This window comes from Pseudomonas sp. SJZ077 (assembly GCF_007993905.1).
Classification (GTDB): Bacteria; Pseudomonadota; Gammaproteobacteria; order Pseudomonadales; family Pseudomonadaceae; genus Aquipseudomonas; species Aquipseudomonas mandelii.
This window is the reverse complement of record NZ_VIUJ01000023.1, coordinates 1-21168: the sequence shown is the minus strand read 5'-3', so window position 1 is coordinate 21168 and position 21168 is coordinate 1. Positions and strand designations below refer to the sequence as shown.

The window sequence follows — 21168 nt, the reverse complement described above, 5'->3', positions numbered from 1 at the left end:
ATTGATGGCGGCGAAAAGAGTGGGAGTTTACTGGCAAACCGTCGTTTGGGTGCGGCAAGGGGGGGATTTTTGCCCTGACTTAAAGTATTCGGCGATCTTTAGGCCGTCATCGCGAGCAGGCTCACTCCTACATTGGTCCTGCGTTGACTCCAATGTTGTGTCCAGTACCGTCCCTTGTGGGAGCGAGCCTGCTCGCGATGAACGATGATGCGGTGTTACTTCGGATACAGCGGCGGCAGGCCGCTGTCTCCCACCGGATCCTGAACCCGTTCGGCAATCGGGATCGCTTTGATCGCCCGCCACAGTTCTTCGCCTTGCCAGTGCTGGCCGGTTTCGCTGTAGAGCGCGCCGTTCAAGCCGTCCAGTGCGTCGGACAGTGGCACGAAGCGGGCGGCCATGTCGGCGAGGGTTTCCGGTTGTTGCCGGGCCCAGGCGTCGAGGGCCTGGCGGGTGGCGTGGGGATCGTTGGCCTGGCAGGCGCGCTTGAGTTCGTCGAGGACGGTGCGTGGGCTCGGGCCGGTCTGCGCGGCGCGCAGCACGGCGGGTTGCCAGCGGCCACGCCACCAGAGACCGAAACCGAGCAGGGTGGTGCAGGCCAGGATCAGGGTGCTGAGTTTCCAGCGCCAAAGGGTTTCGCTGTCGGCTGCGGACATGACCGACGGCGTGCCAGCCGGAGTATCGACCACCAGGCTCGGATTACTCGCCACTTGCAGGCTTCGGGCCGGCAGGCTGCTGTGTTCCAGGTGATCTTCGAAGGTGTTCCACCAGACCACTTCCACCGCAGGCAACTCGATGGCGCCACTGCGGCCCGGCACCAGCGCTTCGCGCTCTTCACGACTGCCGATCAGGCCGCGCTCGGTGCTTTGGTTGCTCAGCACTGGTTGGTCCGGGTAACGGCGCAGGCCGTTGACGTCGGTGGCCGGCAGCGGCGGCAGTTGGGAACTGGCCAAGCCTTCGGCCTTCAAGGTGAGGCTACGAGTCAGCGAATCACCCGCCTGCGCATGGTCCGGCTCCGGGTTCCAGCTTTCGCTCAGGCTCAGGCTGCGGGCCGGCAACCAGGGCAGGTCGGCAGGGTAGGTAATGGGTTTGGCCTTGACCGTCAGCAGAATCGGAGTGGAGCTGACACGCATCAGTTTCCCGGACTTCGGCGCCTGGGTGGCGTCCTGGGTGGGTTGGGTGTCGACGAGCGTTGCACTGAAAATCTGCGCCGGAATGGTCAATTCGCCGCTGTGTTGCGGGTAGATCGCATAGCGCATTTCAATCACGCCATGACGCAGGCCGTTGATGGCTTTCTCGTAAGTGCGCGACTCGCCCAATTGTTCGATGCGCGCATCAGGAATTTGCAACGGAGTCAGGCTGCTGTCGTCGTACAGCGACACCGAATGATAGATGCGTAAAGTCAGGATGGCCTGGGCCTGCACATAAACACTGGACTGGTCGAGGCTCGCGTCGATAAACACCGGGGCCAGTTTGTTCGCGGTGTCCTGGGTTTCGCTTTCGACCACTTGCACGGTAATCGGCTGGCTCTGCACCTCGCCCAGTTGCAGCGGGGGAATCGTCACGCTGCCGTTTTCCTTGGGCAGCAAGGTGATGATCCAGCGGGTGGTAGCGCGGTTGTCGCCGTTCAGGGTGGTCAGTTGGTTGACCTGGCGGGTGCCACGCACTTCGAACAGCGGTTCCAGCGGTGCCAGGTCAGGCTTGCCGAATTGGGTGACGTCGTTGGATTCCAGGGTCAGTTCGACCGTCTCGCCGGAGTTCAGGCGACTGCGATCGACACTGGCGACCAGCGTCGCCGCCTGAGCCTGGACGGTGCTGAGCAGCAGGGCGAGCATGAAAAGGGTGAAGCGGGTCATCGCGTTTTTTCCTGATCCTGATGTTGTTGCTGTTCGTACCAGAATTTGCGCCTGAGCAATTCGCCCGGGTCATCGGGGATCTTGCGCAGCCATTGCTCCAGCGCCTGACGCTGTTCGCCGTCGATATTGTCGCTGGCCGGCCGCATCGGTGGTGTGGTGCTTTGCTCGTCCCCCAGCTCGCTGCCCGGGACTTCATTGGCGCCCGGTTTCGGCGGTGTTGTGGCCTGTTGCCCGGCGTCCGGCGTGGTCTGCCCGGCGTCGGACTTCGGTGGGTTGTTGTCCGCAGGCTGTGTGGCGGCACCCGGTGGCGTTTCTTGCTCTGTGTCCTTGGTCTCGTCATCGGCGGATTTCTGCGGCTCAACCGGTGGCGGTGCGTTTTTCTGTTTGAGCAGACTTTCTACCAGTGCCTTGTTGGTCTGCGCGGGGCGCAGATCCGGCTGGCGTTCCAGCGCCTGATCGTAAGCGTCCAGCGCCGCTTCCAGCTCACCGCTTTTGGCCAGGGCATTGCCACGATTGTAGTGGGCGTGGGCATCGTTGCCCTCGGCGAACCGCTGGGCGGCGCCGCTGTAGTCGCCGGCCTCATACAGCGCGACGCCTTGCCACTGCGGATCCTCAAAATGCTGCGAAGCCTTCGCCGGATGGCCTTGCCTGAGCAGATGCAGGCCCCGTTGATCGGGGCGCAACCACAAGTCTTCAAAGTCGAAGGCATAGCTCGGTTGCGGCAACAGGAACAGTAAAGGCAGGCAGAACAACCAGCCACGGCGACCGGCGCACGCCGCCAGCAGCAACAGCGGCAGCAGCAGCCAGTAACCCTGATCGGCCCAGGTGTCCAGGCGCAAGGTCTGGCCGTCGTTGCGCAGGGTGCGTGGACCGTCAAGCAGGCCGAGCCCGCGCAGGTCGGTATCGCCCAGTCGCGCTGGGCGATAGCGTCCGCCAAGCTCGTTGGCAAAAGCTTTCAGGCTTGGACTGTCCAGGTACGGCACAAGGATCGCGCCCTGATCGTCCTTGAGAAAACTGCCGTCCTCCTGTGCGACCGGTGCGCCTTCGGCGGTGCCGATGCCGAGCATCAGGAACTGCGTCGATTTTCGATCCAGTGCCTGGCGAATGCCTTCACGTTCCAGGTCCGTCAGGGTGGAACCGATCAACAGGATCCGGCCTTCACCCAACCCCCCCTGACTCAGCAGTGCCAGGGCCTTGGTCACAGCGAGGTCCGCGCGATGGCCGGCTTCGGGCATCAGCGACGGCTTGAGCGCATCGAGCAGATTACGGCTGGTCGACAGGTCATCCGACAGAGGCACCAGGGTGTGGGCGCTGCCGGCGTAAACGACGATTGCAGTCTGGGCGTCGCTGCGCACTTGCAGCAGGTCCAACAGTTTGCGCCGGGCCTGTTCGAGTCGGTTCGGCGCAACGTCGGTGGCGAGCATTTCCGGGGTCAGCTCAAGCACGACCACCAGCGGGTCGGCGGGTTTCTGACTGATTTGCTCGACGCGCTGCCAACTCGGCCCCAACAAGGCCAGGACGGTCAGTATCCACGCCAGGCCGAGGACGACCCACGGCAGTTTGCTGTCGCGCCCGTTTCCACCGCTCAGCAAAGCAGCGTGGAAGGCCGGTGGCAGGATCATCTGCCAGCGCCCGGCGCGTTTTTGTCGATGCCAGAGTTGCCAGAGCAGCCAGCCCAACAGCGGCAACAACAGCAACCACCAGGGGCGGAACCAGTACGGCCACAGCGCACTCATCGGCGCCTCCGCAGGCGCAGGCGTTTGAGCCGCTGGCGCCAGTCAGGCAATTGCGTTTGCAAAAACAGGTCCTTGGTAAAGAGCCGTTGCAGCGGGTTGTCCGGCCAACGCTCGCGCACCACCAACAACATGCTCAACAACAATGCCAGCGCCAAAGGCCAGTGATACAGCGCCTGCGCCGGGCGGGCCTGGGTCGGCTGTTGGGTCACGGGCTCAAGTGTGTCGAGGGTGTCCTTGATCGTTTGCAGCTCTTTGCCATCGTGGGCGCGGAAGTACTGACCGCCGGTGACTTGGGCGATGGCCATCAACGCCGGTTCATCCAGATCCAGGCTCGGATTGACCCCCAGGAACCCCAAGGTGCCGCTTTGCTCCGGGTCAGCGCCGATGCCGATCGGGTAGATTTTCACGCCTTCCTTGGCCGCCAGGCGCGCCGCCGTGAGCGGGTCGATTTCACCGCCATTGTTGGCGCCATCCGTGACAAGGATCAACACACGGCTCTGGGCCGGACGCATGCGCAGGCGCTTAATCGCCAGGCCGATGGCATCGCCGATCGCCGTGTTCTTGCCGGCGATGCCGATTCGCGCTTCGTCGAGCCACACGCGCACGGTGTGCCGGTCGAACGTCAAGGGCGCTTGCAGGTAAGCCTGGCTGCCGAACAGGATCAGGCCGACACGGTCACCGTCGCGACTTTCAAGGAAGTCACCGAGCAAGTGCTGAACCAGCGACAGTCGACTGACGTCTTCGTCCTGCCACTGCATGTCGGGGAAATCCATGGAACCGGACACGTCCACGGCCACCAGCAGATCGCGACCACTGGCGGCAATCGGCAGGGGATCGCCCAGCCATTGCGGACGCGCCGCCGCTATCAGCAGCAACAGCCACAACAGAATGAACGGTGCTTGCTGGCGCCAGGCCGGCAGGTTGGCGCGCGCACGGCGGCGGGCCAGGCCTTCGAGGTCATTGAGGAAGCTGACCTTGAGCGCGGGTTCGCCGCTGTCGGCCACCGGCAGCAGCACGCGCATCAACCACGGCAGCGGCAGCAGGGCAAAGATCCACGGCCAGGCGAACTCAAACATGTTTGCGAATCCAGGTATCGACGGCTTGAGTGAGGCCGGCGATGGCCTTGTCGTCGAGTTTGCATTCGGGTTTGTAGGCGCCTTCGACCAGCACCATCCAGCGGGTCAGACCGGCGGCCGGGCAGCGGTTGTCGAGGAACGCCAGCCACTTGCGCCCGTTGAGGGTGTGGCTCTGGCTGTAGGGGTAATGGTTGCGGCACAGGCGCTTGAGCAAGCCGTTAAGCTGCTGCAACCAGGCGCCGGCCGGTGCGCCGTCGTAGGGCTTTGGCATCCGAGCCAATTCGGCGAGTGCGGCGATGCGCACCGGGTCCAGCGGTTGTTCGGCACGGACGATCGGGCGCTTGTTCGGAATGAATCGCCGCGCCTTCCACAGGCCGAAACCGATCAGCGGCAGCAACAACAGCAACAGCCACCAGCCGGGCGCGGGGGGCCAGAACTCGATGGGCGGCGGGGTAATCAGCGGTTGCAGTTGATCGAGGCTGCTCATCGACCTTTCCCCGGTTTCTGTGGGTTGAGGTACTCGCGCAGTTGCTCGACCATCTCGCTCTGGGTGCTCAACGGCATCAGCAATACCCGCAGTTTTTGCGCGAGCAATTCCCAGCGAGCGATGCGCGCTTCGGCCTGGGCGCGGTAGGTCTGGCGCAGGTCGAAATTCAGGGTGTCGAGTTCCAGTTGTGCGCCACGTTCAACGAAACGAAGCAGCCCGGCGGCGGGCAGGGCGTGGTCCAGCGGATCGGACAGCGGCAACAGCAACAGGTCGCAATGACGCGACAACAGGCTCAGTTGCTGTTCAGAACCTTCGGTCAAGGCGCGTTCATCGCAGATCACAATCACCAGGCTGCCGGGGCGCAGCACCTCCCGTGCACGACGCAGGGCCATGTTGAGGGAGTCGCGGTTCTGTTCGCTTTCGGTGTGCAGCGACTGATTGACCCGCACCAGACGGTTAAGCAGTTGCAGCAGGCTTTGTTTGCTGCGCCGGGGTTTGATTTCGTAGTGCTCGTTGTCGCCGAACACCAGCCCGCCGACCCGGTCGTTATGGCCAAGGGCCGCCCAGCCAATCAGGCTCGCTGCCTGAGCGGCCAGCACTGATTTGAACATCAGCCCCGAACCGAAAAACAGCCGACGGCTTTGCTCGACCATGATGAAAATCGGTCGCTCGCGTTCTTCGTGAAACAGCTTGGTGTGGGGCTCCTGGGTGCGGGCGGTAACGCGCCAGTCGATGGTGCGCACGTCGTCGCCGGCCTGATAAACCCGCACTTGATCGAAGTCCACACCACGGCCGCGCAGTTTGGAGTGGTGCAGGCCGATCAGGGGGCTGCGCTGGCTTGGCGTGGAAAACAGCTGCACTTCGCGCACGCGATGGCGCATCTCGATCAGCTCGGCGAGGCTGACGCGGATGCCCGGCTCGGGCGGAAGGAGGGCGTTCATGGGGGTCAAGCGACGGCTACGACGTCGAGAATCCGCTGGACCACCCGGTCCTGATCGATGCCAGCAGCTTCGGCTTCAAAGGACAGAATGATGCGGTGGCGCAGTACGTCGAACAGCACGGCCTGGATGTCTTCCGGGCTGACGAAGTCGCGACCGGCCAGCCAGGCATGGGCCCGGGCACAGCGATCGAGGGCAATCGAACCGCGAGGACTGGCGCCATAGGCGATCCACTCGGCCATCTCCGGGTCGAACTTGGCCGGGGTGCGCGTGGCCATGACCAGTTGCACCAGGTATTCCTCCACGGCGTCGGCCATGTACAGGCCGAGGATTTCCTTGCGTGCGGCAAAAATCGCCTGCTGGCTGACCCGGCGCTCGGGCTTGGTTTCGCCGTTCAGGGCTTCGCCACGGGCCTGTTGCAGGATGCGGCGCTCGACGGCGGCGTCCGGGAAACCGATTTTCACGTGCATCAGGAAGCGGTCGAGCTGGGCTTCCGGCAGGGGATAGGTGCCCTCCTGCTCGATCGGGTTTTGCGTGGCCATCACCAGAAACAGCGGCGACAGCTCGTAAGTGCTGCGCCCGACACTGACCTGGCGCTCGGCCATGGCTTCCAGCAATGCCGATTGAACCTTGGCCGGGGCGCGGTTGATTTCGTCCGCCAGCACCAGGTTATGGAAGATCGGGCCCTGCTGGAACACGAAGCTGCCGGTTTCCGGGCGATAGATTTCCGTGCCGGTGATGTCGGCCGGCAGCAGGTCGGGGGTGAACTGGATGCGATGGAACTGGGCTTCGATGCCTTCGGCGAGTTCTTTAATGGCCTTGGTCTTGGCCAGCCCCGGGGCGCCCTCGACCAGCATGTGGCCGTCGGCGAGCAAGGCGATGAGCAAGCGCTCGATGAGTTTTTCCTGGCCGAGAATCTGCGTTGAAAGAAAGGTTCGCAGCGCTAGCAGCGCTTCACGATGTTCCATCGATGACTGTTCCTGGAAAGGGTGACCGAAGACGTTCGAATAACGCCAGGGCTGGGGGCGTTACTTTAATCCATCGCGGGGGGCGGCGACTAACGGCATTTTGTGCAAAGTGTGGGAAATGGTTGGGGAAATTGTTGGAGATTTGTAGCAGGGGAGTGATTGGGTGGCTGTGCCGGCCCCACCGCGAGCAGGCTCACTCCTGCATTGACGGTGTACGACGATCAACTGTAGGAGTGAGCCTGCTCGCGATGGGGCCGGTCAAGGCACCCTCAAATCTCTCTTATATAGGTGCCAGTGCCCTTAAGGATGTTCTGCAAGGTTTCTTCCACTTCAGCCAGATCGCTCGCATCGGTGCTGTGAGTGATCTCCAGCGAATCATCCCCATTCAACGCATCCGCATCCGCCGCGGCGATTTCAATCAGCAAGCGAGTTGCGCTCAAGGTCACCTTCACGCCATCCAGCGTCGAAGGCTCGCCATCAAGGGTGATGTCCAGCGCGTCCTCGTCGGGGTAACGAGTCATCAGGAACATGTCGCCCTGATCGCTGTGGCAGCAGAGCATGGCCATGTTGTCTTCTTCGTCATCGCACGGGTTGACGATCAAGAGTGCGGTGGTCATTTTCATGGGGAAATCCTGGCTCGGCGAGCATCGTGAACGCAATAAAAGGCAATTCTGCCAGCCCTCGGGAATTTCTGCTCGCCTGAGTGTCAGATCATGTGTCGTGAACACTTGGAGTGTTACTGGTCATTTCTGGTACGGATGTGCCGCAAAACCGGGGATAAAGCGCCCGTTTTCCTGCACGACTGCTAGTGTTGTTCGAGGCGCATGTCGTGAGCTGCGTACCGATGACCGAATATGTCGCAGCGCCGCAAGCACAGGCCTTGCCGCACTCGTTAAGCTGCGCATCGAATGGATATCCGTAAAGACAGTGTGCAATTCATCGCACAGGCGTTTTTGCCGATACCCCTTCATGGAAGGTGAATGTGACCTGAGTGTCTCGTCCAGCTTCACCCACCTGTCACCCTGTTTCCTCTGCCCGAGAATCAGGAACAGGGTGACGGATCGCCCCGAAAGGGGTTTTGCACGCGACGCTTCCATCAATAACAAGCCCAAGCGGAGTACCACAGATGGCGTTCTTCACCGCAGCCAGCAAAGCCGACTTCCAGCACCAACTGCAAGCGGCACTGGCCCAGCACATCAGTGAACAGGCACTGCCACAAGTGGCGCTGTTCGCTGAACAATTCTTCGGCATCATTTCCCTGGACGAGCTGACCCAGCGTCGGTTGTCCGACCTCGCCGGCTGCACCCTTTCTGCGTGGCGCCTGCTTGAGCGCTTCGATCACGCGCAACCGCAAGTGCGCGTCTACAACCCGGATTACGAACGCCACGGCTGGCAGTCGACCCACACCGCGGTCGAAGTGCTGCACCACGACCTGCCATTTCTGGTGGACTCGGTGCGTACCGAGCTGAACCGTCGCGGCTACAGCATTCACACCCTGCAAACCACTGTGCTGAGCGTGCGTCGCGGCAGCAAGGGCGAGCTGCTGGAAATCCTGCCGAAAGGCACCCAGGGCGAAGGCATTCTGCAAGAATCGCTGATGTACCTGGAAATCGACCGTTGCGCCAACGCGGCCGAACTCAATGTCCTGACCAAAGAGCTGGAGCAGGTTCTCGGTGAAGTCCGCGTCGCGGTCACCGATTTCGAACCGATGAAAGACAAGGTCCAGGAAATTCTCTCCGGCCTGGACAACAGCCAGTACGCCGTCGATCCAGAAGAAAAAGCCGAAATCAAAAGCTTCCTGGAATGGCTGGTGGGCAACCACTTCACATTCCTGGGCTATGAAGAGTTCGTGGTTCGCGATGAAGTCGACGGTGGTCACATCGTCTACGACCAGGATTCCTTCCTGGGCCTGACCAAACTGCTGCGCACCGGCCTGACCTACGATGACCTGCGCATCGAAGACTACGCCGTGAACTACCTGCGTGAACCGACCCTGCTGTCGTTCGCCAAGGCTGCGCACCCAAGCCGTGTACACCGTCCGGCTTACCCGGACTACGTGTCGATCCGCGAAATTGACGCCGACGGCAAAGTCATCAAGGAATGCCGTTTCATGGGCCTGTACACCTCTTCGGTGTATGGCGAGAGCGTGCGGGTCATTCCGTACATCCGCCGCAAGGTCGAAGAAATCGAACGCCGTTCCGGCTTCCAGCCCAAGGCTCACCTGGGCAAGGAACTGGCGCAGGTGGTCGAAGTGCTGCCGCGTGACGATCTGTTCCAGACGCCGGTGGACGAGCTGTTCAGCACCGTGATGTCGATCGTGCAGATCCAGGAGCGCAACAAGATTCGCGTGTTCCTGCGCAAAGACCCGTATGGCCGTTTCTGCTACTGCCTGGCCTACGTGCCGCGCGACATCTACTCCACCGAAGTGCGCCAGAAGATCCAGCAAGTGCTGATGGATCGCCTGAAAGCCTCGGACTGCGAGTTCTGGACCTTCTTCTCCGAGTCCGTGCTGGCACGCGTGCAACTGATTCTGCGCGTCGATCCGAAGAACCGCCTCGACATCGACCCGGTCCTGCTGGAAAAAGAAGTGGTCCAGGCCTGCCGCAGCTGGCAGGACGACTACGCCAGTCTGGTAGTCGAAAGCTTCGGCGAAGCCCACGGCACCAACGTGCTGGCTGACTTCCCGAAAGGCTTTCCAGCCGGTTACCGCGAGCGTTTCGCTGCCCATTCGGCCGTGGTCGACATGCAGCACCTGCTGAGCCTGACCGAAAAAAATCCGCTGGTGATGAGCTTCTATCAGCCACTGGGCCAGGTGTCTGGTCAGCGCGAATTGCACTGCAAGCTGTATCACGCCGATACACCGCTGGCGCTGTCCGATGTGTTGCCGATCCTGGAAAACCTCGGTCTGCGCGTGTTGGGTGAATTCCCGTATCGCCTGCGCCACAACAGTGGCCGCGAGTTCTGGATTCACGACTTCGCGTTCACCGCCGCTGAAGGCCTGGAACTCGACATCCAGCAACTCAACGACACCTTGCAGGACGCCTTCGTCCACATCGTGCGTGGCGATGCCGAGAACGATGCGTTCAACCGCCTGGTGCTGACCGCCGGCCTGCCTTGGCGCGATGTGGCGCTGTTGCGTGCCTACGCCCGTTACATGAAGCAGATTCGCCTGGGCTTCGACCTGGGTTACATCGCCAGCACCCTGAACAACCACACCGACATCGCTCGCGAGTTGACCCGGTTGTTCAAGACCCGTTTCTACCTGGCGCGCAAGCTGACCAGCGATGATCTGGAAGACAAGCAGCAACGCCTGGAACACGCGATCATTACCGCGCTGGACGAAGTCCAGGTACTCAACGAAGACCGTATCCTGCGTCGCTACCTGGACCTGATCAAGGCCACGCTGCGGACCAACTTCTACCAGACCGATGCGAACGGCAAGAACAAGTCCTACTTCAGCTTCAAGTTCAACCCGCACCAGATTCCAGAGCTGCCCAAGCCCGTACCGAAGTTCGAAATCTTCGTTTACTCGCCACGCGTCGAAGGCGTGCACCTGCGCTTCGGCAACGTCGCTCGCGGTGGTTTGCGCTGGTCTGACCGTGAAGAAGACTTCCGTACCGAAGTGCTGGGCCTGGTAAAAGCCCAGCAAGTGAAGAACTCGGTCATCGTGCCAGTGGGCGCCAAGGGCGGCTTCCTGCCGCGTCGTCTGCCACTGGGCGGCAGCCGAGACGAGATCGCGGCCGAGGGCATCGCCTGCTACCGCATCTTCATTTCGGGCCTGTTGGACATCACCGACAACCTGAAGGACGGTGCGCTGGTTCCGCCGGCCAACGTCGTGCGTCATGACGACGATGACCCGTACCTGGTGGTCGCTGCGGACAAGGGCACTGCCACCTTCTCCGACATCGCCAACGGTATTGCCATCGACTACGGCTTCTGGCTCGGCGATGCATTCGCATCGGGCGGTTCTGCCGGTTACGACCACAAGAAGATGGGCATCACCGCCAAAGGCGCGTGGGTGGGCGTTCAACGTCACTTCCGCGAGCGCGGTATCAATGTCCAGGAAGACAGCATCACCGTGGTGGGCGTCGGCGACATGGCCGGTGACGTGTTCGGTAACGGCTTGTTGATGTCCGACAAGCTGCAACTGGTCGCAGCCTTCAACCACTTGCACATCTTCATTGACCCGAACCCGGAGCCTGCCAACAGCTTCGCCGAGCGTCAGCGCCTGTTCGACCTTCCGCGCTCGGCCTGGTCGGATTACGACACCAGCATCATGTCTGAAGGCGGCGGGATCTTCTCCCGCAGCGCGAAAAGCATCGCGATTTCCCCGCAGATGAAAGAGCGCTTCGACATCCAGGCGGACAAACTGACCCCGACCGAACTGCTGAATGCCTTGCTCAAGGCACCGGTAGACCTGTTGTGGAACGGCGGTATCGGCACCTACGTCAAAGCCAGCACCGAAAGCCACGCCGATGTCGGCGACAAGGCCAACGATGCACTGCGCGTGAACGGCAACGAACTGCGCTGCAAAGTGGTGGGCGAGGGCGGTAACCTCGGTATGACCCAACTGGGTCGTGTCGAATTCGGCCTCAATGGCGGCGGTTCCAACACCGACTTCATCGATAACGCCGGTGGCGTGGACTGCTCCGACCACGAAGTGAACATCAAGATCCTGCTGAACGAAGTGGTTCAGGCCGGTGACATGACCGACAAGCAACGTAACCAGTTGCTGGCGAGCATGACCGACGAAGTCGGCAACCTGGTGCTGGGCAACAACTACAAGCAGACCCAGGCCCTGTCCCTGGCGGCGCGTCGTGCCTTGCCGCGGATCGCTGAATACAAGCGCCTGATGAACGATCTGGAAGGTCGCGGCAAGCTGGATCGCGCCATCGAGTTCCTGCCGGCCGAAGAAGCCATCAACGAGCGCGTCGCTGCAGGCCATGGCCTGACCCGTGCCGAGCTGTCGGTGCTGATCTCCTACAGCAAGATCGACCTCAAGGAAGCGCTGCTCAATTCCCAGGTGCCGGACGACGATTACCTGACGCGTGACATGGAAACCGCTTTCCCGCCAAGCCTGGTGAGCAAGTTCTCCCAAGCCATGCGCCGTCACCGTCTGAAGCGCGAAATCGTCAGCACCCAGATCGCCAACGATCTGGTCAACCACATGGGTATTACCTTCGTTCAACGACTCAAAGAGTCGACCGGCATGAGCCCGGCGAACGTGGCCGGTGCGTATGTGATCGTGCGTGACATCTTCCATCTCCCGCATTGGTTCCGTCAGATCGAATCCCTGGATTATCAGGTTTCCGCCGACGTGCAACTGGAGCTGATGGACGAGCTGATGCGCCTGGGCCGTCGCGCCACGCGCTGGTTCCTGCGTGCCCGTCGCAACGAGCAGAACGCTGCCCGTGACGTTGCGCACTTCGGTCCGCACCTCAAGGAGCTGGGGCTGAAGCTCGACGAACTGCTCAGTGGCGAGATCCGCGACACCTGGCAGGCCCGCTATCAGGCGTACGTCGAAGCCGGTGTGCCGGAGTTGCTCGCACGTATGGTGGCTGGCACTTCGCACTTGTACACCCTGCTGCCGATCATCGAGGCCTCCGACGTGACCGGCCAGAACCCTGCAGACGTGGCCAAGGCCTACTTCGCCGTGGGCAGCGCGCTGGACATCACCTGGTACCTGCAACAGATCAGCGCTCTGCCGGTTGAAAACAACTGGCAGGCCCTGGCCCGTGAAGCGTTCCGTGATGACGTCGACTGGCAGCAACGTGCGATCACCATCTCCGTCCTGCAACAGGGCGACGGCACTCAGGACGTGGAAACCCGCCTGGCGCTGTGGATGGAAGAGCACGAAGGCATGATCGAACGCTGGCGCGCCATGCTGGTGGAAATCCGTGCCGCCAGCGGCACCGATTACGCCATGTACGCGGTGGCCAACCGTGAGTTGCTGGATCTGGCGTTGAGCGGGCAAGCGGTAGTGCCTGCGCCTGTCACAGCAGCTGCGGAGCTGGAACCGGCTGCCTGATCGGCTGTTGAATGAAAAAAACCCGCATTGAGAGATGCGGGTTTTTTTTGGGGGGTAGACGTGCTCATTTCATTGTGATTAAAGGCAAGATTATGCTGAGCGCTAGTACGACGCTTGAAGTTGTTTTGACTCAATGGCTGATAGTGTCTCTGTGGGTTGCATCACTAAATTGTTGAGCGATTGATCAAACTTTTGCAGTGCCCGAATTTGCACATTCTGTTGCTCGTTAATATCCGCCACAATCTCTTCACTGCGCTTGTAATCGGCCCATAACGGACTCAACGCTTTGGCATCATGCCCTTGAGCAGTGCCGATGTAATTGAAGTTTGAGTCGTAGAACTGCGCACTCACATGCGCTTCGATATCCGAACTGCGCGATGTGATCAATTGGCTGCGGGTGTCGACAATGGCGACCACGTCGGGCTTCGCCGCCCTGAGGCTTTGCATGTCCGGATACACCGTCACCGAGCCGAACTGGCGTTGTAACGATGCCTTGACCCAGTCCACGGCATGGTCCGGTCTGGAGGTGGCCACGTAGGCGTCGTGGATCGATTGCACCAGCAGGCTCTGGCCGAAGCCGGTGCCGGCGTTGGCCTGGTAGTGTTGCAGGTAGTCGCGGTTGGCCTGGGTGTTGCGGCTGTAGACGATACCCAACGAAACCTGGTGGCCGTTGGGGACGTGCGTGGCATTGCTGCGGCCAACCGGTCCAGTAAAAAGGCCTTCCAGCGAAGAGCCGGCTTTGGGCGCAGTGGGAACAGAGCAGCCCGCCAGGATGAGGGTCATTGTTAATGTGCTGATAAGGGTAAGTTTCATGGTGTTACTCCAGTGAAACAACATGAGTCGGAAGTTGTAATGTCGGAATATCCGGCGAGTGGTCCAGACTAAACCTGTCGCTGCGCAATGAAATAGCCAGTCGCTGCACTTCTTGGCTGGGCGATAGTTTAATTGGGTTTAAGCGAGGCCCAGTAATTACGCCGGGAAATAAAAAGGCCCGAAATGTTAATTCGCGCCTTTTTATTTATGGCTATCCCTTCAGCTATCAGTTTTCCAAGGGGATCAACACTTTCTCGTCGGGGGACAACACCATGAATACCAACAGTTTGGCAGGCTTGGTTGCACTGGCGTTTTTCGAAACCAAGTGTTCCGAACCGGCGGGTTCGTACCAATACTGTCCGGCCTTGTAAGTGATTGCTTTCTCACCCTTCACTTGAGAAATAACCGCACCTGACAGCACGTAGGCCATGGCAGTGCCTTCATGCTTGTGGGCAATCGACGATTGGCCGGGTTTGTAGTCGACCTCGATCATCATGGCTTTTTTGCCGGGCACGTTTTTCAGCGCTTCATCCTGCAATACCGTGATCTTTTCTGAAGGGCCTTCGTGAGCAATGGCAGTCGCAGAAACGGTCAGGGCGAGGGCAGCCAGGGGAGCAGCAAGGATACGCAAAGCTTTCATGGTCATTCACCTGCGGTTGGTTTAGTTGTCAGAAACAACAGTAGTGCGCAGGTGGGGCCAATCAAACAGCCAATATTCGCGAAGGTGAGGGGACCAATCTGTAGCGGCCCTGTGGCGAGGGGACAAGCCCTCCGCCACAGGGCCGCTACAGGGCGTTCAGCGGATCGGGAAGCTGTTGAAGTCGACGGAATTCGCCAATCGATTGTCGATCAGGCCAATAAAGCCTTGTACTTCAGGGCAGTTGAAATGCGATTGCATGGCCGCTTCCGATTGCCAGCGGGCGCTGACGGTCCAGCGGTTGCTGTCCTCTGGGCAGCGGTCGACCATATAGGAATCACAGCCCGGTTGCTGACGCAGGGTGTCGACAATCTTTTGCAGTTGCTTACCCAGTTCTTCCGAGCGGCCGGCGGCGGCCTGCACCTGTACGGTATTGATCACTTCGTTGGACATTGCTCACACTCCTGAATCAGGCCGGACGAATCCTGCTCACTGAGGGATAACGCTTATGCAGGATAGGCCTGCACCTGTGGACCGCCAATAGCCAATCGCTGGATAAAGCCGCAGACCAATCGATCAGGCCACCTGCTGCAAGATGTCGCGCAAACGGTCCAGGGCGATGTCGATGTCCAGGGTTTCGATGGCGCCAAAGCCCAGGAACAGCCCGGCCCGTGGCGCTTGCTGGTAGAAAAAGCTGTCGATAGCGTAGAGGCCGACTTCGACCTTTTTCGCCAGTTCGATCACCAACGGAATATCGATAGGCACTTTGCACATCACCACCATGTGAAACCCGGCCGTGGTGGGCACGGGTTCAAGCCAGGGCGAAAGGTCGCCCGCCATGCGCGACAGGATCCGCTCGCGACGTCCGGCATAGATCGTATGGCAGCGCCGGATGTGCTTGAGCAGGCAACCTTCGGCGATGAACTTGGCCAGCGCCCACTGGGGCAGGGTGGAGGTGTGCAGATCGGTCAGTTGCTTGGCGCGGATGACGGCTTCAAGAATCGCCGGCGGCAACACCGCATAACCGAGGCGCAGCTCCGGCAGCATGGTTTTCGAAAAGGTCCCGACGTAGGCGACGATGCCGCGCTCATCCATGCTTTGCAGTGAATCGGTCGGGCGGCCTTCGTAGCGAAACTCGCTGTCGTAATCGTCCTCGATGATGATTGCGCCCAACTCATAAGCCCGTTCCAGCAGCGCAACCCGGCGCGCCTGACTCATCGGCATGCCCAGCGGAAACTGGTGGGACGGCGTGACGTAAATCAGCCGGGTGCCCAAGGGGATCTTGTCCACTTCAATCCCTTCGGCATCCACCGGCACCCCGATCACCGTGGCCCCATGGGTGCCAAACAACAGGCGAGCCGGCGGATAGCCGGGGTCTTCCATGGCGACAATGCTGCCCGGACGGGTCAGCACCCGGGAGATCAGGTCAAGCGCCTGTTGCGCGCCATTGCACACCACCACGTCTTCGTCCTGGCAATTGACCCCACGGGAAAATGCGATGTGCCGGGCGATCGCGTTGCGCAGCGCCGGCAGGCCTTCGGGCAGGCTGTAGAAGCCCTTGGAACCGGCAATCTGGCGCAACGCGTGAGAGGTGCAGCGCCGCCAATCGTCCTGCGGAAACTGGCCTTTGCTGGTCGCGCCACCGATGAAGTCGTAGCGTAACGAGCCCTCCAGGGTCGGGTGGCGCAGAAACACCGGCAGGTTGCGCCAGGACTCGATCACCTCGAAGCTCGCCAGCTGTGAATGGCTTTGCTTGGGGGCGGCTTTGGCCGTCCGGGCGTTGACGAACGTGCCTTTGCCGATCACCCCGGTGAGGAAGTTCTCATAGGTCAGTTGGGCGTAGGTGTCGGAAATGGTCTTGCGCGAAATGCCCAGCTGTTCGGCCAGCAAACGGCTGGGTGGCAGTTGCGTTCCGGCTGCCAGGCGGCCGGATTCAATGGCGCTGCGCAGTTGGTTGTACAACTGGCCTGCCAGGTCCTTGCGGCCGTTGATGACAACATGAAGTTCCATACCGGCGAGGCTCCTGGAGCGATTGAGGCGCGTGTGCGTCGCGCCAGATTACCCGCATGAGCCGCCGTGCAGAAGTTGCGTGGGCGAAAAACCCGGGATTGGTCTGCCGCCGAATGGTCCACGGCTTTTCCGCCGAATTGGATCTGTAACGCCGCTGCGTCAGCGCCTACCTTGGGGGTCTCCATTTGATCCAAGAGGGTCGCCCCCATGAGTTCCCGCCTGGATTACTACAGTGCGTCGCCCAAAGCGATGAAAGCGATGATCGCCATGGAGGCCTTGACCAGCAACCTCAGTATCGAGCCAGCCTTGCTGCATTTGATCAAGATCCGCGCCTCGCAACTCAATGGCTGCGCCTTCTGCACCGACATGCATTCAGTGGACGCGCGGCGCCTTGGCGAGACGGATCGGCGCTTGTATTCGATTGTGGTGTGGCGCGACAGCGGCTTCTTCAACCCTCGTGAACGCGCGGCGCTGGCCTGGACCGAAGCGGTGACCTTGCTTTCCGAAAGCCATGTGCCGGATGACGTCTACGCCGTGGCGCGTGAGCAGTTCAACGAAAGCGAAATGGTCGACTTGACCATCGCGGTCACCACCATCAACAGCTGGAATCGCCTGGCGGTGAGTTTTCGGCAAAGCCCCAGCAGCTGAATCGATTTTCCGCCGTAGGTGTCACGTCAGGTTCATAAACGCTGCGCAGGATGAGGGCTTCAAGGATAGATCGACAGGAGTCATTGATGTCATTCATGGAATCCACCCACGCCGCCGGTATCGATCCGGTACTGGCGCAGTCTTTCCGGGTCAGCGCCCGTTGCGGCTGTTTCATGCAAGCGGCCCGCAGCCTCAACATCAAATCAACTCAGTTGCGCAAACACCTCGCGCAGCTCGAAACGCAATTGCAGTGTTCGCTGTTCAATCACCAGGACAACGGCCTGGCCTTGAGCCGTGAAGGGTTGCAGCTTCAGGCGCAATTGATCGCCCTGGCCCATGAACACGACGTGCCGGTGATCGAACAGCCGCTGATTCGGTTGGCTGTGGCCGAGTCGATCCTGCACGACATCCTGGGCCGCGATCTGGTCTCGTTGCTGCGACGCAACGCCAGCGTGCGCCTGGACATCATCACGCTGGACAGCGAACTGTCGCTGCGAGCGGTCAGTGCAGATGTGGTGCTGTGGCTGGCAGGCACCGAGTCACCGCTGCCGGGCCCGAGTTTCCCTGTCAGCGAGCCTCAGCCTTTGGCGCGACTGGATTATCTGCCGCATATCGCCAAACGTTATTCACGGGTAGCGGCCCGCCCCGACAGCCTCGATGACCTCGCTGACTTCATGTTGGTGCAATGGCAGCCTGATCGTCAGATCGAGAGTTTTCGGCCGTGGAATGGCGTGGTCGATCAGCGTCTGGCCGGCGTGGTGCAGTTGCATTCTTATGAGCTGATGCTGGAAATGATTCGTTGCAGCGCCTGCATTGGTTTGCTGCCCAATTACATGAGCCAGTTTGACAGGGGGCTGGTCGGGTTATCGGGGTTGTTCGACCAGCCGATGCAGCGCCAGGTGTGGATGGCGGTCAATGCCGAGTCTGCGGGGCAGGCCGAGGTGCAGATGATCGTCGAACTGATTCACAACACCTTCAACGAGCGGCGGGAGTGGTTCGAAGCCTAACCCCGATCCAAACTGTGGGAGCGAGCCTGCTCGCGATAGCGTCGTAACATTCAATATCCAAGGTGACTGACCCGCCGCTATCGCGAGCAGGCTCGCTCCCACATGGGATTCTCGCCATTCCAGGAGATGGCGTTGTAGAGTAAGCGGCCATGTCTGCATCAAGGATGAGTCAACCATGCCCGCCACCGATTCTGTCATCACCCTCGAACGCTTCAGCGAATCCCACATCGACGGCGTCACCGCGCTCTACAACGAGCCGGCGATTACCCGTCAGGTCCTGCAAATGCCGTTTCAATCCACCGAGATCTGGCGCCAACGCCTGGCTTCGGATAACGAGCGGCTGGTGAAGCTGGTGGCGCTGCATCAGGGCGCGGTCATCGGCAACATTGGTCTGGAGCAGTTGTCGCGGATCCGCCGCAGCCATGCCGGCAATCTCGGCATGGCGGTCGCGGTGCAATGGCAAGGTAAAGGCGTGGGCTCAAAACTGCTGGCAGCGGCGCTGGACGTCGCCGACAACTGGATGAACCTGCAACGGGTCGAGCTTTCGGTGTGCGCCGACAACGAAGCGGCCATCGGGCTGTACCGCAAGTTCGGCTTCGAGACCGAAGGCCTGTTCCGTGACTACGCCGTGCGGGACGGCCGGCTGGTCGACACGTTGAGCATGGCGCGTCTGCGCCGCACGCCCCGGTCTGACTGACTCAGTCGCCCAACGCGAACGCCACTGCCGCCTGCGCATGCAGTTCGGTGGTGTCGAGCAAGGGCAGGGCGCTGTGCTCGGGTTTGATCAGCAGGCCGATTTCCGTGCAGCCGAGAATGATCGCCTGGGCGCCACGCCGAGTCAGCGACTCGATGACCTGCTGATACACCTTGCGTGACGCCTCGCTGATCACCCCGACGCACAACTCGTCATAGATGATCCGGTGCACGGCGTTGCGTTCCTCGGCGTCCGGCACCAGCACCGTCAACCCCGTCGCGCTCAGGCGATCCTTGAGAAAGTCCTGTTCCATGGCGAATGCTGTCCCGAGCAACCCGACTTTCAGCGTTCCGGCCTCCACGGCGGCCTGACCGGTCGGGTCGGCGATGTGCAGGAACGGAATACTGATCGCGGCCTGAATCTGCCCGGCCACCTTGTGCATGGTGTTGGTACAGAGCACCACGCACTCGGCACCACCGGCCTGCAGTCGCTGCGCCGCATCCACCAGAATCGCCGCCGCGTCGTCCCAGCGCCTGGCATGCTGGGCCTGTTCGACAGGGCCGAAGTCGACGCTGTACATTAGCAATTTCGCCGAACGCAACGGCCCGAGCCGGTCGCGAACCTGTTGGTTGATGAGGCGGTAATACTCGGCGCTGGACTCCCAGCTCATGCCGCCGATAAGGCCGATGGTGCGCATGGCGTTCTCCTGTTGTTGGCAACCCTTTGCGAGAGAGTGTCCAGTGGACCCCGGTTTCGATCTATCAGGAAATTTCACATGCCTGATGTCATGAGTCAGCGTTTGTTCGACGGCAAAGTCTACCTGCAACTCTTGCCCCGTGCGGCGTACAGCGCGCGTGATGCGGCGCAGTCGCAAACGCTTGGGGTCACGCTGGAGCGTCAGCAGGGTGTGCACGCCATCGATTCCGACCGTCGGGTGGATTTCGATACCTTGCCCGGCGTCTTGGCGTATACGCCGATCGGCGTCGAGGTGTTCTCCGAGTCCGTCACCGGTGGTGAATACCTGCTGATGCGCCTGGACGAACCGTTTGCCGATGAACAGTTACCCTGTGTCACCCGCCGTGTGCAGTCTTCAGGCAATCGACGTGCGCTGACCCTGGCACGAGCGGTGCGACGTCTGTTGCTCGCGCCGCAGCCCGATCTACTGGCGTTTGAGCAGTGTGCGCTGGGGCTCGTTGACTTGACCCGGCAGAAAATCGACACCACACAGCGGATCACGTCCATGTCCTTCTTCCGGGTGCTGGAGCAGATCGCCGAGCAGTTCCACCAGCCTCTGACGCTTGCGCAACTGGCCGACACCTACGGGCAGAATCCGCTGCGTTTCCTGCGCGATTTCACCCAGGCCATGGGCCTGACGCCCCATGCTTATCTGGTGGAAGTTCGCCTTCAAGCGGCACGCCGCATGATCGAACGCACAGACCTGAGCCTGGCCAATATCGCCCTGGATTCGGGGTTCGCCCATCAGTCGCACATGGGCAGCGCGTTTCGCAAATACCTGGGCATGACCCCCAGCCAATACCGTTCACGCTTTTAGTCGTACGCCGGCAGCGCGCATCTGCCATGCTCAACGTCCGCAGCACCGCTTCAACCAAAGGAACACCGCAATGGACGACGTACAGCAGCTGGGCGAGATGCTTCGCCACTATGCAGAAAGCGAAGCGCACAAGAAGCAAGTGTTTGAGTCGCAATCGGCCGTGTGGGCGACGCGCATTGGTGAACTGTTCGACCAGATCCAGCAATGGCTGGAGCCGATCCAGGTGCCGAACCTGCTGGAAGTGAGTCGCGAGGTGTATGTCGCTTCAGGGCCGAGCGTTCCGGTCGAGTCGTCGACGTTCAAGACCGAGAAACTGAGCATTGTCATTGCCGGCAAACCGGTGGAGTTCGTGCCGGACGTGATGGGCGTCGGTGGTCAGATTTCGTTGGCAGTGATGGGTTTGACGGCCGCGCGGTATGGCAGCATTTCGCTGGTGTGCCTGCCGCCTTCCACGAGCTGGCAATGGCGCAAGACCAATGGTTTGAAAGACCCGGATACGTTTGCCTTCGACGCGAACTTCCTGGCGCAGCAGTTGCAGAGCCTGATCCCGCGCGAACGCGGCTGATTCTCTGACCTTACACATATTCCTGTGGGAGATTCTATGGTTGAGGGGAAACCCTCAACTGACCTTTGACTGATATTCGCTTTGCCCTTTCAGCAAGGCGAATGCCACCCGCGCAAGCTTGCGAGCCAGCATCACCAGCGCCTCAGTGGTGCTGAA

At 60.9% G+C, this 21168-nt stretch carries 18 protein-coding genes and 1 pseudogene; 6 read left to right on the top strand and 13 right to left on the bottom strand.

Translation table 11 applies throughout. The annotated features are described in order from the left end of the window. Positions 1–215 precede the first annotated feature (215 nt). From FBY01_RS26495 to FBY01_RS26465, 7 genes are all read right to left on the bottom strand, one after another. Complete coding sequence (locus tag FBY01_RS26495) at positions 216–1853, bottom strand: BatD family protein (RefSeq protein WP_145310122.1); 1638 nt, start codon at positions 1851–1853, stop codon at positions 216–218. Further along, the gene (locus FBY01_RS26490; protein ID WP_010459861.1) at positions 1850–3589 is read right to left on the bottom strand and encodes a tetratricopeptide repeat protein; all 1740 of its coding nucleotides are present in this window, start codon (positions 3587–3589) and stop codon (positions 1850–1852) included. The genes FBY01_RS26495 and FBY01_RS26490 overlap by 4 nt, the downstream gene beginning before the upstream one ends. Beyond that, the gene (locus FBY01_RS26485) at positions 3586–4665 is read right to left on the bottom strand and encodes a VWA domain-containing protein (RefSeq protein WP_010459863.1); all 1080 of its coding nucleotides are present in this window, start codon (positions 4663–4665) and stop codon (positions 3586–3588) included. The genes FBY01_RS26490 and FBY01_RS26485 overlap by 4 nt, the downstream gene beginning before the upstream one ends. Next, on the bottom strand, positions 4658–5152 hold the full coding sequence (locus FBY01_RS26480; RefSeq protein ID WP_010459865.1) for a DUF4381 domain-containing protein: 495 nt from the start codon (positions 5150–5152) through the stop codon (positions 4658–4660). The genes FBY01_RS26485 and FBY01_RS26480 overlap by 8 nt, the downstream gene beginning before the upstream one ends. Then, a complete protein-coding gene (locus FBY01_RS26475) occupies positions 5149–6093 on the bottom strand; it encodes a DUF58 domain-containing protein (protein ID WP_010459867.1) in 945 nt (314 codons plus the stop codon). The genes FBY01_RS26480 and FBY01_RS26475 overlap by 4 nt, the downstream gene beginning before the upstream one ends. Before the next feature lie 5 nt (positions 6094–6098). After that, positions 6099–7058 (bottom strand): MoxR family ATPase, encoded by a 960-nt coding sequence (locus FBY01_RS26470; RefSeq protein WP_003218556.1) that lies wholly within the window; start codon positions 7056–7058, stop codon positions 6099–6101. Between the two features lie 269 nt (positions 7059–7327). After that, positions 7328–7681: a hypothetical protein gene (locus tag FBY01_RS26465; RefSeq protein ID WP_145310120.1), complete on the bottom strand. Its 354-nt coding sequence runs from the start codon at positions 7679–7681 to the stop codon at positions 7328–7330. A gap of 503 nt (positions 7682–8184) precedes the next feature. Between FBY01_RS26465 and FBY01_RS26460 the strand changes: the two genes are divergently transcribed. Continuing rightward, positions 8185–13086: an NAD-glutamate dehydrogenase gene (locus FBY01_RS26460; protein WP_010459882.1), complete on the top strand. Its 4902-nt coding sequence runs from the start codon at positions 8185–8187 to the stop codon at positions 13084–13086. 102 nt (positions 13087–13188) lie between these two features. Here FBY01_RS26460 and FBY01_RS26455 read toward each other — a convergent pair whose 3' ends face one another. From FBY01_RS26455 to FBY01_RS26440, 4 genes are all read right to left on the bottom strand, one after another. Then, positions 13189–13899: an ATPase gene (locus tag FBY01_RS26455; protein WP_145310118.1), complete on the bottom strand. Its 711-nt coding sequence runs from the start codon at positions 13897–13899 to the stop codon at positions 13189–13191. A 226-nt stretch (positions 13900–14125) separates the two neighbouring features. Further along, on the bottom strand, positions 14126–14539 hold the full coding sequence (locus tag FBY01_RS26450; RefSeq protein ID WP_010459886.1) for a cupin domain-containing protein: 414 nt from the start codon (positions 14537–14539) through the stop codon (positions 14126–14128). Positions 14540–14695: 156 nt separating this feature from the next. After that, positions 14696–14989 (bottom strand): antibiotic biosynthesis monooxygenase family protein, encoded by a 294-nt coding sequence (locus tag FBY01_RS26445; protein WP_010459887.1) that lies wholly within the window; start codon positions 14987–14989, stop codon positions 14696–14698. 123 nt (positions 14990–15112) lie between these two features. Next, a complete protein-coding gene (locus FBY01_RS26440; protein ID WP_010459888.1) occupies positions 15113–16546 on the bottom strand; it encodes a PLP-dependent aminotransferase family protein in 1434 nt (477 codons plus the stop codon). 207 nt (positions 16547–16753) lie between these two features. Between FBY01_RS26440 and FBY01_RS26435 the strand changes: the two genes are divergently transcribed. From FBY01_RS26435 to FBY01_RS26420, 3 genes are all read left to right on the top strand, one after another. Continuing rightward, positions 16754–17194: a carboxymuconolactone decarboxylase family protein gene (locus FBY01_RS26435; RefSeq protein WP_010459889.1), complete on the top strand. Its 441-nt coding sequence runs from the start codon at positions 16754–16756 to the stop codon at positions 17192–17194. An 86-nt stretch (positions 17195–17280) separates the two neighbouring features. Then, a complete protein-coding gene (locus FBY01_RS26430; RefSeq protein WP_010459890.1) occupies positions 17281–18201 on the top strand; it encodes a LysR family transcriptional regulator in 921 nt (306 codons plus the stop codon). 175 nt (positions 18202–18376) lie between these two features. Beyond that, positions 18377–18898: a GNAT family N-acetyltransferase gene (locus tag FBY01_RS26420; RefSeq protein ID WP_145310116.1), complete on the top strand. Its 522-nt coding sequence runs from the start codon at positions 18377–18379 to the stop codon at positions 18896–18898. 1 nt (position 18899) lies between these two features. Here the strand turns inward: FBY01_RS26420 and FBY01_RS26415 are convergent, their stop codons facing one another. Further along, positions 18900–19592: an aspartate/glutamate racemase family protein gene (locus FBY01_RS26415; protein ID WP_145310114.1), complete on the bottom strand. Its 693-nt coding sequence runs from the start codon at positions 19590–19592 to the stop codon at positions 18900–18902. Positions 19593–19670: 78 nt separating this feature from the next. On the opposite strand from FBY01_RS26415, the gene FBY01_RS26410 reads away from it, so the two are divergent. Both FBY01_RS26410 and FBY01_RS26405 read left to right on the top strand, forming a co-directional pair. Next, positions 19671–20447, top strand: a complete 777-nt coding sequence (locus FBY01_RS26410; protein ID WP_145310112.1) for an AraC family transcriptional regulator — start codon at positions 19671–19673, stop codon at positions 20445–20447. A gap of 70 nt (positions 20448–20517) precedes the next feature. Next, a complete protein-coding gene (locus FBY01_RS26405) occupies positions 20518–21012 on the top strand; it encodes a hypothetical protein (RefSeq protein ID WP_010459894.1) in 495 nt (164 codons plus the stop codon). Between the two features lie 54 nt (positions 21013–21066). Here the strand turns inward: FBY01_RS26405 and FBY01_RS31975 are convergent. Next, positions 21067–21168: pseudogene (locus FBY01_RS31975) on the bottom strand (IS110 family transposase); the annotation flags it as partial.

Coding starts and splice junctions, on each gene's coding strand:
- FBY01_RS26495 (WP_145310122.1), bottom strand. CDS start 1,853: ATGACCCGCTTCACCCTTTTCATGCTCGCCCTGCTGCTCAGCACCGTC.
- FBY01_RS26490 (WP_010459861.1), bottom strand. CDS start 3,589: ATGAGTGCGCTGTGGCCGTACTGGTTCCGCCCCTGGTGGTTGCTGTTG.
- FBY01_RS26485 (WP_010459863.1), bottom strand. CDS start 4,665: ATGTTTGAGTTCGCCTGGCCGTGGATCTTTGCCCTGCTGCCGCTGCCG.
- FBY01_RS26480 (WP_010459865.1), bottom strand. CDS start 5,152: ATGAGCAGCCTCGATCAACTGCAACCGCTGATTACCCCGCCGCCCATC.
- FBY01_RS26475 (WP_010459867.1), bottom strand. CDS start 6,093: ATGAACGCCCTCCTTCCGCCCGAGCCGGGCATCCGCGTCAGCCTCGCC.
- FBY01_RS26470 (WP_003218556.1), bottom strand. CDS start 7,058: ATGGAACATCGTGAAGCGCTGCTAGCGCTGCGAACCTTTCTTTCAACG.
- FBY01_RS26465 (WP_145310120.1), bottom strand. CDS start 7,681: ATGAAAATGACCACCGCACTCTTGATCGTCAACCCGTGCGATGACGAA.
- FBY01_RS26460 (WP_010459882.1), top strand. CDS start 8,185: ATGGCGTTCTTCACCGCAGCCAGCAAAGCCGACTTCCAGCACCAACTG.
- FBY01_RS26455 (WP_145310118.1), bottom strand. CDS start 13,899: ATGAAACTTACCCTTATCAGCACATTAACAATGACCCTCATCCTGGCG.
- FBY01_RS26450 (WP_010459886.1), bottom strand. CDS start 14,539: ATGAAAGCTTTGCGTATCCTTGCTGCTCCCCTGGCTGCCCTCGCCCTG.
- FBY01_RS26445 (WP_010459887.1), bottom strand. CDS start 14,989: ATGTCCAACGAAGTGATCAATACCGTACAGGTGCAGGCCGCCGCCGGC.
- FBY01_RS26440 (WP_010459888.1), bottom strand. CDS start 16,546: ATGGAACTTCATGTTGTCATCAACGGCCGCAAGGACCTGGCAGGCCAG.
- FBY01_RS26435 (WP_010459889.1), top strand. CDS start 16,754: ATGAGTTCCCGCCTGGATTACTACAGTGCGTCGCCCAAAGCGATGAAA.
- FBY01_RS26430 (WP_010459890.1), top strand. CDS start 17,281: ATGTCATTCATGGAATCCACCCACGCCGCCGGTATCGATCCGGTACTG.
- FBY01_RS26420 (WP_145310116.1), top strand. CDS start 18,377: ATGCCCGCCACCGATTCTGTCATCACCCTCGAACGCTTCAGCGAATCC.
- FBY01_RS26415 (WP_145310114.1), bottom strand. CDS start 19,592: ATGCGCACCATCGGCCTTATCGGCGGCATGAGCTGGGAGTCCAGCGCC.
- FBY01_RS26410 (WP_145310112.1), top strand. CDS start 19,671: ATGCCTGATGTCATGAGTCAGCGTTTGTTCGACGGCAAAGTCTACCTG.
- FBY01_RS26405 (WP_010459894.1), top strand. CDS start 20,518: ATGGACGACGTACAGCAGCTGGGCGAGATGCTTCGCCACTATGCAGAA.